The organism is Tenacibaculum sp. AHE14PA, assembly GCF_019278465.1.
GTDB classification, from domain to species: Bacteria; Bacteroidota; Bacteroidia; order Flavobacteriales; family Flavobacteriaceae; genus Polaribacter; species Polaribacter bernardetii.
In genome coordinates this window covers 628,898-641,434 of record NZ_CP058983.1, presented here as the reverse complement: position 1 = coordinate 641,434, position 12,537 = coordinate 628,898, and the positions used below count along the sequence as shown (strand labels likewise).

Genomic DNA, 12,537 nt, shown 5'->3' with positions numbered 1-12,537 from the left:
AAAATCCGTTAAAACAACGTTAAACAACTTTTTTGAAAATGTTAAAATATTATATTTGAATAGATAAATTTTGTAAGCAAATGAAAAAAACAATTAAAACATTAGGAATCGCCATTTTAGGAGGCGTAATTACACTTGCAGGATATAAGATGTTTATTGAAAGTCCGCAAGAAATAATTCAGGTGAGCGAAATACAATCACCATTAAAAACAATACCAGCAAACTATCCATCAACAGTCATTAATTCGGAATTAAGTCCTACTGATTTTACCGAAGCGGCAGATAAAACAGTGCATGCAGTAGTGCATGTTAAAAATACAGCGGTAAGAACACAGCAGAATCCGTATGCGCAACTTTTCGGACGAAGCGGTACACGTAAATATGAGCAAGTAGGAACGGGGAGTGGTGTTATAATTTCTCCTGACGGATATATTGTAACTAATAATCACGTAATAGATAGGGCTAGTGAAATTGAAATTACCTTAAACAATCGTAAAAAGTTAAAAGCTGTTTTAGTAGGAACTGATAAAAGTAATGACATTGCTTTGTTAAAAGTAGATTCTGACGAGGATTTACCATATTTACCTTTTGGTAATTCAGATAATGCAAAAATAGGAGAATGGGTTTTAGCAGTAGGAAATCCTTATAATTTAACATCAACAGTTACAGCAGGTATTGTAAGTGCAAAAGGACGTGATTTAGATGGGAATAGAAATATTGAAGCTTTTATTCAAACAGATGCAGCCGTAAATCCTGGTAATAGTGGTGGAGCTTTAGTAAATACTAGAGGAGAATTAATAGGAATAAACACAGCGATATCATCTAAAACAGGTTCTTTTATTGGGTATTCTTTTGCGGTGCCATCTAACATTGCTAAAAAAGTAGTAGATGATTTGTTAGAATTCGGATCTGTACAAGAGGCAATAATTGGTATTAGCGTTGATAATTCAATAAAAGATATTGAAGGTGTTAAAATTGGTGAAATAGAAAGTAATAGTGAAGCAATAAAAGCAGGTTTATTAGAGGGGGATATTATAACCAAAGTAAACAATATTAAAATAACTAAGTTTTCTGATTTGAAGGGGCAATTAACCGCAAAAAGACCTGGGGAATATGTAAACCTAACGGTTACTAGAGATGGCGAAGATTTAATGAAAACTGTTAAATTGGGTAAAAAAAGTACATTTACCTCATTTTCTTTCGGAGTGCAATTAAAAGATTTAACATCAAAAGAAAAAAGAAAGTATAATATAAAGCAAGGTGCAAAAATTACGGCAACTAAAAACAAAGGGTTTCAGTATTATAAAGTAGGAGCTGGTTATATTTTAACTAAAATAAACGGAAAAGAAATAACGAGTGCTTCTGAAGCTGTTACTGCTTTAGATGCTTATACTGGTAATCAACAAATGATACTAGAATTAATGAGTCCTGAAGGTAAAAAAGAATATTTTAGATTTTAAAATATTTTAATAAAAGGTACAAATGTCGTTGAAAATTATTTTTTAACGACATTTTTCTTTGGTGAAACTATTTATGAAACCGTTTGAAATACTTATTTTTACAGCAAATTTTTAAAAATTTAGTTAACACACAACTATGTCAACAATAACAAATTACGAAAATGAAGTAGTAAGTCAGGCGCAAGTAAGACGAGCTACGGTTGAGTTTATTAATATCGTTAATGATTTATGGTACGATAAATCGATAGAATTAGTTTTATTTAGAAATCCGTTAGTAGATAAAAGAGCTAGTGAGGTTTTAAATTTAATAGATTATGCTAGAGAATTCGTAGCAAAACCAATTTCTATAAACGATGCTTTAGAAATAGCAAAAGCAATACAATCTATCGATTTACCAGCATCAAAATTAGATATCGGTAAATTAGCATACGAATATCATTTACAAGATGATGACAATGCTGATAAATTAGCTTTTGTACAAAATCAATTAAAAGACGCTACACAGGCAGAAAATATTCAGCCTAAAGATGTTGTGTTATATGGTTTTGGACGTATCGGTCGTTTATTAGCGCGTGAGTTAATGAGTAAAATGGGTAAAGGTTCTCAATTAAGATTAAGAGCAGTTGTTACTCGTGGTGAAATTAACGAAGCAGTATTAGAAAAAAGAGCATCATTATTAAGTATCGATTCAGTTCACGGAGATTTCTTAGGAACTGTTCAGGTTGATGTAGATAACAATGCGTTAATTATTAACGGAACTACAGTGTATATGATTTCTGCTGGTAAACCAGAAGATATCGATTATACTACATACGGAATCAACGATGCATTAATTATAGACAACACAGGTGCTTTTAAGGATAAAGAAGCATTAAGTCGTCATTTAGTACCAAAAGGAGCAAGTAAAGTATTATTAACTGCGCCAGGAAAAGGAATTCCTAATATCGTACACGGAGTAAATCATTCAGAAAACAACCCTGATAATGTAGATATTTTCTCTGCAGCCTCATGTACAACCAATGCTATTACACCAGTATTAAAAGTATTAGAAGATAACTTCGGAATTAAAAAAGGTCATTTAGAAACCATTCATGCCTATACTAACGATCAGAACTTAGTAGATAACATGCATAGTAAGTACCGTAGAGGTAGAGCAGCAGCTTTAAATATGGTAATTACAGAAACGGGAGCAGGTAAAGCAGTAGCAAAAGCATTGCCAGCTTTAGAGGGTAAATTGACATCAAGTGCTATTCGTGTTCCAGTACCAAACGGATCATTAGCAATATTAAACTTACAATTAAATTCAAGCACCACGGTAGAAGCTGTAAATGCTATTATGAAGCAATATGCTTTAGAAGGTGATTTAGTAGAGCAAATTCAATACTCATTAAATAATGAATTAGTATCATCAGATATAGTTGGTACAACAGCTCCTTCAATTTTTGATAGTAAAGCAACTATTGCAGATGGTAATACAATTGTAATATATGTTTGGTATGATAATGAGTACGGGTATTCTCATCAAGTAATGCGTTTAGCAAAGCATATCGCTAAAGTTAGACGTTATACATATTATTAGCATAATATAATAAATTAGTAAAAATAGGTCAAAACATTTTTTGTTTTGACCTATTTTGTTATATTTGAGGATTATAACCCCTAACTCCCCAAATTATGAGAAAAGTATTCCCTATGCTTTTGTTGTTGCTAAGTGTCGTAACAACATCTTTTTCGCAAGAAATTAATGAACTAGATTTTTTAACGTCAGGTAAATGGCAGGTTGAGTCAGTACAAATCGGTGATGAAATTCAAAATTATTCAGATGATAACAGTTGGATGGTTTTTTACAAAGATGGTAAGTACCAAGTTGTAATGAATAACGATGAGAAAAATGGTAATTGGAAGTTTGAAGAAGTTACCAAATCTATTAAGTTTGAAGGAGATGAAAGTTTGGTTGATGGTTTAAAAATTAAACAATTAAATAATAAAGAGCTTTTATTCTCTGCTACAGAAGGTGATATCGTTTACACAATGAAATTAAGAAAATAATAGATACAACATCATATATTTAAAAAAGACTAAAGTATTTGCTTTAGTCTTTTTTGCGTTGAAAAATTAGTATATTTTTTATATTATGTCATTTAATTATAAATAATTAAATTTATTAACTTTTTTATTGAGGGTAAACTAGGTTGGTTTTTATACTGAAGAAAAAACCATTTATACATAAAATCATACCATTTATACAAAAGTGTTTTTGTAAAGTGTTTTTTCGTTGCATATTTGCGGCATAATACACAGGGGAAATTATATTGATAAATTGGGGGATTAATCAATATTGAAAATTTTAAAAAAGCATCACTTATTTTAGGTGATGCTTTTTTGTTTGTGTTTTTTTAGTGATTGAGTTAAAAATCAATTGCACATATTACTACTTGTATATGTATTAGTGGTTTCTATTTTAAACAACTACACAACTTTTGTTATTGACGATTAATACCCAAAACTTTTTCTTAAATTAGCTTTAAAATTAAAGACATGAAATTATTTTTTCCTTCTATTTTAATAATATTAATGATTGCAACAACTAATGCGCAAACAAGATTACCATATTACGAGATTCCGGAAGCAGCAACGGAATATACTGCAGGAGCAGTTGCTAGTAGAATCATAGACGGATTAGGTTTTCGTTATTATTGGGCAACAGAAGGATTAACAGTTAAAGATTTGGATTTTAAGCCAAATAAAGAATCAAGAAGTTCAATAGAAACAATAGATCATATTTTAGGCTTATCTCAGGTTACTTTAAATGCGATGTTAAAGAAACCGAATGGAGAAAAACAACCTGAAATGACATTTACAGAGAAACGTAAAAATACGTTAGAAAATTTAAAAGATGCAAGTGATATTTTAAGAGTAAGCAAAGATGTATCACAATATAAAATTATATTTGGAGAAAAAGAATTCCCGTTTTGGAATACTTTAAACGGACCAATATCGGATGCAACTTGGCACGTTGGTCAAATAGTTTCTTTTCGTCGTTCTTCTGGGAATCCAATATCAAAAGGAATTCAGTTTTTAACAGGTACAGTAAAAAAATAATATATTGTTAGTCCTACTATTTTAATGACAATTCAACAACAAATACAATCGCTTCGCGATGAACTAAATCTGCACAATTATAATTATTATGTGTTAGATAATGCAACTATTTCAGATTATGATTTCGATATAAAACTGAAAGAGTTGGAAAAGTTAGAGTTAGATTATCCACAGTTTTTTAATTCAAATTCGCCAACGCAGAGAGTAGGAGGAGAAATTACTAAAAATTTCGAAACTATTACTCATAAAAACAGAATGTATTCTTTAGATAATTCTTATTCTAAAGAAGATTTACAAGACTGGGAAAAGCGCATTCAAAAAATGTTAGGCTCTGATGATATTGAATATACATGCGAGCTTAAATACGATGGCGCATCTATAAATTTAACCTATGAAAAAGGTCAGTTTGTAAAAGCGGTAACACGAGGAGATGGTTTTCAGGGAGATGATGTAACCACTAATATTCGTACTATAAAATCAATCCCGTTAACACTTAATGGTGATTTTCTTGCTGATTTTCAGATGCGTGGAGAAATCATCTTACCTCTTGAAGGATTCCGTAAAATGAATGAAGCAAGAGTTGTAAATGGAGAAGAAGAATATAAAAACCCTAGAAATACAGCAAGTGGAAGTTTAAAATTGCAAGACAGTGCTGAGGTTGCAAAACGCCCATTAGATTGTTTTTTGTATCAAGTAGTTACAGAAGAACGTAAATATAAAACACATTATGAGAATTTAGAGAATGCTCGAAAAGTAGGTTTTAAAGTGCCAGAAACAATTACACTAGCAAAAACTATCGATGCTGTTTTTGATTTTGTAAATAACTGGGATGTTAAAAGACATGATTTGCCATATGAAACAGACGGAGTTGTAATTAAAGTTAATAATTTACAACAACAAGAAGAACTTGGGTATACGGCAAAAGCACCGCGCTGGGCAATAGCTTATAAGTTTAAAGCAGAACAGGTATCAACAGTTTTAGAAGAAATAACGTATCAGGTAGGCCGAACAGGAGCTATAACGCCAGTAGCAAATTTAAAACCTGTGCAATTAGCAGGAACTGTAGTGAAAAGAGCTTCGTTACATAATGCTGATCAGATTGAAAAATTAGATATTCGAATAAATGATACTGTTTTTGTAGAAAAAGGAGGTGATATTATTCCGAAAATTATAGCAGTAGATGTATCAAAAAGACCTGATGATTCTGAATCTACAAAATATGCAACCAATTGCCCAGAATGTAATACCGAACTTATAAGAAATGAAGGTGACGCAAAACATTACTGTCCGAATGAGTTTGGGTGTGCACCACAAATTACAGGAAGAATTCAACATTACATCAGTAGAAAAGCCATGGATATAGATGGTTTAGGAGGAGAAACGGTCGATTTATTGCGTAAAGAAGGATTGATTAAGAGTTATGCTGATTTATATGATTTAACAGTTGATCAGGTAATTCCGTTAGAGAGAATGGCTGAAAAGTCTGCTAGAAATATGATAGCAGGAATTGAGAAGTCAAAAGAAATTCCGTTTGAAAAAGTACTGTTTGCTTTAGGAATTCGCTTTGTGGGAGAAACTGTAGCAAAAAAACTAGCAAAGCATTTTAAGACGATAGATAATTTATTAGCGGCCGATTTAGAAACGCTAATTTCTGTAGATGAAATAGGAAGTAGAATAGCCCAAAGTATTATCGATTTTTCAAACAATTTAGAAAATATTCAATTAATTAATAGGTTAAAAACTCACGGAGTTCAGTTAGAGGTTTCTGCAGAAAGTTTAGAAGGTCAGACAGATAAACTTGCTGAAAAAGTATTTGTGGTTTCTGGTGTTTTTCATCAAATGAGTAGAAATCAACTTAAAAAAGCTATTGAAGATAACGGCGGAAAAGTAAGTTCATCAATCTCTAAAAAAACAAGTTTTATTGTTGCTGGAGATAATATGGGACCAAGTAAATTAGCGAAAGCAGAAGGTTTAGGTGTTTCTATTATTTCTGAGCAAGATTTTATCAATATGATTAATTAAGAAAATATTTTTAAAAACATAAATTTACTCAAACTCATATTGTAATATGACAAAACAGATTAAAATAACGATTGCATCCATTATTTTTTTATTAGTAGTTATTATAGATGTGTATGCGGTGATAATTCGGGATAAAAGTTTAGAAATGATTTTTAAACCTTTACTAATGACAACCTTGGTAATAGTTTATTTACTATCTGTTAAGAAACCTAATTTCTGGTTGGTTTCAGCATTGTTTTTTTCATTTTGGGGTGATGTATTTTTATTAGATAAAACAAATTATTTTGTATTCGGATTGGCTTCTTTTTTAATAGCACATGTTTTGTACGTAAAAATGATTTCTAAATTTTTAGCAAAAAAATCTATTGTTAAAATATTAAAAGCAGCGGTGATTTTTGTGCTGTTGTTTTTGGGAGTATTGTATTTAATAAAAGATAATTTAGGAGAAATGTTAGTTCCTGTAATTGTATACGGAATTGCAATTTCAGGTTTTGGTACTTGTGCTTTGTTAAATTATCAACAAGAAAAATCATTAGCAAATTTATGGTTATGGCTAGGTGCTATCTTGTTTATAGTATCCGATAGTTTAATTGCTTTAAATAACTTTTACAGTCCAATGTATTTCTTAGATTTTTTAATAGTTGTTTTGTATATTGTATCTCAATATTTTATATGTAAAGCGTTAATTTTAAAATAGATGTAAATGTCTCCCAGAGTTATTGAGCTTATATTAAGAACATTTTTTTTTGTTGTTTCCGCAATATATTTATATGTAGTTTTTATGGGGATAGATATTTTATAGCCATTTTTAATATCGTTACCAGTAATTTTTCTAGGTTCTCTCTATGTGTTAAAAGTTAAAAAGAAAGATATTTTAGTAGTAATAGCTTTTGTTTTAACGATATTAGGAAGTGTTTTTAGCACTTTTAAAGAGTTTTACTTGTTAGCAGTAGTTTTATTCTTTATAGAGCACTTGCTATTTATAAAGCTAATAATAAGTTATATAAAACCTAAAGAAAGAGGTTTAGTGCCTTTGTATATCTTGTTGTTTTTAGCTTTTTTTATACTACTATTTTTAATGATTTATGGAGAGGCAGAAAGAGATATAGGTTATATAGTAGTTCTTGTTTATGGTTTTACAGCGTTTTCTTTAGGCGCATTAGCTTTTGCTAATTTTTTATACAAAATGAACAAAGCTAATTTTTTACTTCTTTTAGGTTTTTTTATGAGTATTGCTTCAGATTCGGTGTATGCAATTGATTTACTCGATGAAAAAAATTCATATTATTTGTTTTTAGCGGAGTTGCTGTATTGGTTTTCTTATTATGTTATTTATACAGGATTTACTAATAAAAATAAAAAAGCAATAAAACAATAATTGTTAAAAATTAGATGTCTTCTTTTTTAAGGTTTGAGTATGTATAAGTTATGAGAAATCCCTTATTAAAGGATTTTTTTTCTGTTTACAAATATTAGTATAATTGCAGAAAAAAGAGTTACTGTAGCGCTTATAAATAAAATCCCGCCATCATTATTATGTTCAATACCTAGCTTTGTTAAATGAGCAGTAATTGCTCCGCTCATTAAACCTATTGTTAATACAGCACCTAACCATAAGTGTTTAGGTGTAAATAGTAATACAACGGCGACAAACTCTAATATGCCAGTTATTATTCTCATAAAAGCTTCATTTTTACCAGCTAACTTGGTAAATAACTCAATACTCTCTTGTGCACCGGTAAACTTAAAAAACAATGTTTGTATCATAATAATACTAATAAGTAGTTTTAATAAAAAAGGAAAATATTTTTTCATTTATATTAAGTTTATGTTATAGACGGTCAGTATTTTAACGCCTTACATTTATATAAAAACTCTTTTTTTTGAAGTTATTATACCCTTAGTATTTGAGTTTGATTTGTAGTAAAAATTAATAATAATATTCTAGAGAGACTATATCATAGGGAGTTAATTAAATTGAATATAGGAGCTATAAAAAGTGTATTAACAAGAAAAAACTTCTTATTTTTGCCGTCTTTTTAAAGAAAATCAATGTATACTGTTATTGATAAAAAGTGAAATTTAGAGTTGTTTTTTTATAAAATTCTATAAAACATGATAAGAAAAAGGATACTGTTAGTATTGTTGATATTGTTTTTTATTGTTTCAGTTACAGATATATTTGCTGTGATAACTCAAAATAAAACAATGGAAATTATATTTAAGCCATTGTTGATGCTTTCACTTATAGCTATATACTTTCTTTCTACTAGAAAAGTTAATTTATGGTTAGTGGCAGGTTTGTTTTTTGCATTTTTAGGTGATGTTCTTTTATTAGATCAAAAAAAATATTTTGTATTTGGTATTGCATGTTTTTTAGTTACACATGTGCTGTATATAAAACTGACAATAGATTTGATAAAGAATATATCCTTTACAAGAATAGTATTTTCGTTAATACCATATATATTATATTTTCTAGCTATAATGTATGTTGTTTATGATAATTTAAAAGATATGTTGGTTCCGGTAGTAGAGTTCGGATTAGTAATATCAATCTTCGGATCAGTTGCTTTTATAAATTATCAAAAACAAAAAACAAAAGCCAATTTTCTTTTGCTATTAAGTGCAACTTTTTTTGTAATTTCAGATGGTTTTATTGTTTTAAATATTTATAATGAGTACAGTAAAATACTTGACTTTTTTGTAATCCTGTTATATATAACAGCTCAATATTTAATAGTAAGAGCAATTATATTAAAAGATAAATATGTAGAGGCTATAAAGTGATATTTTATAAAAATGAGAAAAATAATAATTTTACTTGTTGTATTTTGTAGTGCAGCATGTAAGCCAGAAAGAGTGTCGTTAAAATTTTTAAATGAATTTGTAGTTAAAGACTCATTGAGGTTTAAAAATACAATAATAGGCGGTATTTCAGGAATTGACTTTAATAATAACCAATATTACATGGTTGTTGATGATGCTAAGAATCCTAGAGTTTTAATAGGGAACATATTTGTGAAAAACGATTCAATAAAATCAGTAGATTTTAAGAATGTAATTCAAATAGACACTACAAGTCAGTTTTATAAAAATAACATATTAGATATAGAATCTGTTTTCGTTGAAAACCATCAAATTAATTTGGTAAGCGAAGGGTCAATAAATAAGGGTAAAAATCCTAGTGTTTTTAAGATAGATAGTTTAGGTAAGTTTATAGAAAGTGCTAAAATTCCGGCATATTTCTATGCTGGTTCTAAAGCAAAACCAAAGCACAACGGAACTTTTGAAGGTTCTTCGAAAAGTTACGATAAAAAAGGTTTTTGGGTAGCTATGGAAGCCCCACTTGAAGCAGACGGAGAGGAGTCAACATTTTACGAAACACAATCGCCCATAAGAATTACTTATTTTGATAAGAAAACAACATCAGCAACAAAGCAATTTACTTATCAATTAGAAAAAATAGACAAACCAGCAAAAGGAAAGGTGAACCTAAATGGTGTAACAGCTATTTTAGAATATACCGAAAATAGTTTTTTCGTTGTAGAAAGAATTTATCAAAGTGGTTATGGGTCTTTTGGTAATACGGTTAGGATTTTTAAAGCAACCATTAACGAAAAAACAACAAATACATTAACACTTCAATCTTTAAAAGAAGAAAAGTATATTACTCTTAAAAAAGAATTATTATTCGATTTTACAGATATTAAAGAAGTATTAACAGATAAAATTATTGATAATATTGAAGGAATTACTTTTGGTCCGGTACTATCAAACGGAAACCGATCTTTAATTTTGGTATCGGATGATAATTTTCAAATATATGGCAAGCAACTCAATCAGTTTTTATTACTAGAAATTGAAGAGAAATAATGTACTTTAGCAGTAGTAATTATTAAAGATGATAAGTAAACTTAAACAAAAATCTATTCAGAAAATTTACGATAATAGTATTGTAAAAAATACAACAAAGATTTATAATGCCAACAAAGTAAGTAAGGTGGTAATTTTACTAGATAATGAATCTTTAGAAAATGTAATGGTGGCTAATTTGATAAATAAATTACCATTTAAGAAAGAGAATATTGTTGTATTAATTTTTAGAGAATATTCAAAGAAACAAGAAACATCTTCTAAATTTTTTACAGATAATGATTTTGGCTATAAAGCGAGTTTAAAATCAGACAATTTAAAAAACTTCGTTAAAAACGATTATGATTTACTTATTAACTACGTAAAAACGCCAAATTTATATACCAATATAATAACTTTGTTATCTAAAGCATCTCTAAAAACAGGTTTTGCAGGAATTGATGATAGGTTGTATGATCTTGTTATTTCTGATAAAGGATTAAATGAGGCTGTTTTAAATCAGGAATTAAAAAAATATTTAACAATATTAAATAAAATATAATGCAAAAATTTGTTGGTACAGGAGTCGCTTTAGTAACCCCTTTTAACGAAGATTTAAGTGTAGATTTTAACGCACTTAAAAAGTTAGTGAAATTTAATATCGATAACGGTACAAATTACTTAGTTATTAATGGAACCACGGCAGAAAGTGGAACTATTACAGTAAAAGAAAAAGAAGAGATAATTAAAGTAATTGTAAGTGAAAACAACGGTGTGTTACCTTTAGTTTTAGGTGTTGGTAGTAATAACACACAAACAGTTATAGACGAATTAAATTCTTTAGATTTATCTAATATCGATGCTATTTTATCGGTAGCGCCATATTACAGTAAACCAACACAAGAAGGTTTTTATCAGCATTTTAAAGCTATTTCTGCAGTAAGCACTAAGCCAATTATTTTATATAATGTGCCTGGTAGAACTGCTAAAAATATGGAACCGGCTACTATTTTAAGATTAGCAAATGATTTTAAAAATATAATAGGTGTTAAAGAAGCAGCAGGAAGTCAGCAACAATATTTAGAATTATTAAAAGATAAACCAGAAGATTTTTTAATTATTTCGGGTGATGATGATTTAGCTTTAGGAGTTGTTTTAGCTGGTGGAGCAGGAGTAATATCTGTTATAGGACAAGGATTGCCAAAAGAGTTTTCAAAGATGATTCAGTTAGGTTTGGTAGGAGAAAATAAAAAAGCATACAAAATTCATTATCAATTAATGGATATTGTAAACTATATCTTCGAAGAGAATAACCCTGCAGGAATTAAATCAGTATTAATGAAACAAGGAATTTGTTTAGATGAGGTTCGTTTACCATTAGTAAAAGCAACGGAAGAATTACAAACAAAAATATCTGATTTTATAGACAATCTATAATTTGTCTAAACAAAAATATCATTTATAAGAGGCTACAGTGTTTTAATTGTAGTCTTTTTTTAGCATCTTTGTTTAATAGTTTTCTTATCTAAATTAAGTTCTGGTAAGAAATATAATTTCAAAAAAGTAAAAATATGTTATCAAAGTCAATAGAAGCTGCTTTAAATAAGCAAATAAAAGTAGAAGCAGAGTCATCACAAATATATTTATCAATGGCATGTTGGGCAGAAACTCAAGGTTTTGAAGGAGTTTCTCAATTTATGTATGCACATTCAGACGAAGAGCGTATGCACATGTTAAAGATGGTAAAGTTTGTAAATGAAAGAGGCGGGCATGCACGAGTTTCTGACTTAGCAGCGCCACCAGCAGAATTTGGTTCTTTTAAAGATATGTTTCAAACCTTATTTGATCACGAAGTAATGGTTTCAGAATCTATTAATGATTTGGTGCATATTACGTTACAAGAAAGAGATTATGCAACACATAACTTCTTGCAATGGTATGTATCTGAACAAATAGAAGAAGAAGCCTTGGCAAGAAATATTTTAGATAAAATTAATTTAATTGGCGATGATAAAGGAGGTTTATATTTATTTGATAATGATATAAAGCAAATAGTGGCGCAAGGTGCTGCTAACACTGCTGAATAAGATTAACAAAC

At 29.2% G+C, this 12,537-nt stretch carries 13 protein-coding genes; 12 read left to right on the top strand and 1 reads right to left on the bottom strand.

The genetic code is table 11. From position 1 onward, the window contains the following. Nucleotides 1-80 precede the first annotated feature (80 nt). The 7 genes from H0I30_RS02885 to H0I30_RS02855 all read left to right on the top strand — a co-directional run bounded on the left by H0I30_RS02885 (nucleotide 81) and on the right by H0I30_RS02855 (nucleotide 7,962). On the top strand, nucleotides 81-1,460 hold the full coding sequence (locus H0I30_RS02885) for a trypsin-like peptidase domain-containing protein (protein ID WP_218772813.1): 1,380 nt from the start codon (nucleotides 81-83) through the stop codon (nucleotides 1,458-1,460). Between the two features lie 136 nt (nucleotides 1,461-1,596). Further along, nucleotides 1,597-3,039 carry a glyceraldehyde-3-phosphate dehydrogenase gene (locus H0I30_RS02880; protein WP_218772812.1) on the top strand — a complete coding sequence of 481 codons (1,443 nt, stop codon included), beginning with the start codon at nucleotides 1,597-1,599 and terminating at the stop codon, nucleotides 3,037-3,039. A gap of 95 nt (nucleotides 3,040-3,134) precedes the next feature. Beyond that, complete coding sequence (locus H0I30_RS02875; protein ID WP_218772811.1) at nucleotides 3,135-3,509, top strand: hypothetical protein; 375 nt, start codon at nucleotides 3,135-3,137, stop codon at nucleotides 3,507-3,509. A 489-nt stretch (nucleotides 3,510-3,998) separates the two neighbouring features. Further along, entirely contained in the window at nucleotides 3,999-4,562 is a 564-nt protein-coding gene (locus H0I30_RS02870) for a hypothetical protein (RefSeq protein WP_218772810.1), read from the top strand. A gap of 24 nt (nucleotides 4,563-4,586) precedes the next feature. Beyond that, the gene (gene ligA / locus H0I30_RS02865) at nucleotides 4,587-6,584 is read left to right on the top strand and encodes an NAD-dependent DNA ligase LigA (protein WP_218772809.1); all 1,998 of its coding nucleotides are present in this window, start codon (nucleotides 4,587-4,589) and stop codon (nucleotides 6,582-6,584) included. 46 nt (nucleotides 6,585-6,630) lie between these two features. Beyond that, nucleotides 6,631-7,281: a lysoplasmalogenase gene (locus tag H0I30_RS02860; RefSeq protein ID WP_218772808.1), complete on the top strand. Its 651-nt coding sequence runs from the start codon at nucleotides 6,631-6,633 to the stop codon at nucleotides 7,279-7,281. 114 nt (nucleotides 7,282-7,395) lie between these two features. Next, a complete protein-coding gene (locus H0I30_RS02855; protein WP_370624109.1) occupies nucleotides 7,396-7,962 on the top strand; it encodes a lysoplasmalogenase family protein in 567 nt (188 codons plus the stop codon). A gap of 65 nt (nucleotides 7,963-8,027) precedes the next feature. Here H0I30_RS02855 and H0I30_RS02850 read toward each other — a convergent pair whose 3' ends face one another. Next, entirely contained in the window at nucleotides 8,028-8,399 is a 372-nt protein-coding gene (locus H0I30_RS02850) for a DoxX family protein (RefSeq protein ID WP_218772806.1), read from the bottom strand. A 393-nt stretch (nucleotides 8,400-8,792) separates the two neighbouring features. Between H0I30_RS02850 and H0I30_RS02845 the strand changes: the two genes are divergently transcribed. The 5 genes from H0I30_RS02845 (at nucleotide 8,793) to H0I30_RS02825 (ending at nucleotide 12,526) form a co-directional block, all read left to right on the top strand. After that, complete coding sequence (locus tag H0I30_RS02845) at nucleotides 8,793-9,374, top strand: lysoplasmalogenase (protein WP_218772805.1); 582 nt, start codon at nucleotides 8,793-8,795, stop codon at nucleotides 9,372-9,374. Between the two features lie 12 nt (nucleotides 9,375-9,386). Then, nucleotides 9,387-10,460, top strand: coding sequence for an esterase-like activity of phytase family protein (locus H0I30_RS02840; protein ID WP_218772804.1), 1,074 nt, complete (start codon nucleotides 9,387-9,389; stop codon nucleotides 10,458-10,460). A gap of 28 nt (nucleotides 10,461-10,488) precedes the next feature. Further along, nucleotides 10,489-11,001 carry a hypothetical protein gene (locus tag H0I30_RS02835; protein ID WP_218772803.1) on the top strand — a complete coding sequence of 171 codons (513 nt, stop codon included), beginning with the start codon at nucleotides 10,489-10,491 and terminating at the stop codon, nucleotides 10,999-11,001. Beyond that, a complete protein-coding gene (gene dapA / locus H0I30_RS02830) occupies nucleotides 11,001-11,876 on the top strand; it encodes a 4-hydroxy-tetrahydrodipicolinate synthase (protein ID WP_218772802.1) in 876 nt (291 codons plus the stop codon). Before H0I30_RS02835 ends, dapA begins: the two co-directional genes overlap by 1 nt. Before the next feature lie 134 nt (nucleotides 11,877-12,010). Then, complete coding sequence (locus H0I30_RS02825; protein ID WP_218772801.1) at nucleotides 12,011-12,526, top strand: ferritin; 516 nt, start codon at nucleotides 12,011-12,013, stop codon at nucleotides 12,524-12,526. The last annotated feature ends 11 nt before the right edge of the window (nucleotides 12,527-12,537 follow it).